The 257-nt window shown below is 58.4% G+C and carries 1 protein-coding gene; it reads left to right on the top strand.

Annotated elements, in window-relative coordinates; translation table 11 throughout:
• On the top strand, positions 1–257 hold a 257-nt coding region (locus tag SB847_RS21525), incomplete at both ends, for a hypothetical protein (RefSeq protein ID WP_410578712.1).

Here is a 257-nt window from a genome sequence, read left to right as displayed (position 1 = left end):
GGAGATCTGGCCGGACAGGGGAACTGAACCTATCCCATTTCGTCGAGACCTCTCCATCGCCAAGATGAACGTGACCAGCCTGATATGGATCGTGCCCTATTTGGTGTGCGGCGCGTTTTCGCACCTCTTCGACGACCCGCTCAACCATGCGGTCTACGTCTGGTTGCCCTCGGGGATCGCGGTCGGCGCATACCTGCTGACCAAGCGGGAAAACTGGGCATTGTTGTTACTCGGTTTCTTTGCGGCGCAGGTCGTCA

The organism is Bacillus sp. SIMBA_026 (genome assembly GCF_046535335.1).
GTDB classification, from domain to species: domain Bacteria; phylum Bacillota; class Bacilli; order Bacillales; family Bacillaceae; genus Bacillus; species Bacillus velezensis.
The sequence above is the reverse complement of the archived record's forward strand: the minus strand, read 5'-3'. Positions and strand labels throughout refer to the sequence as shown.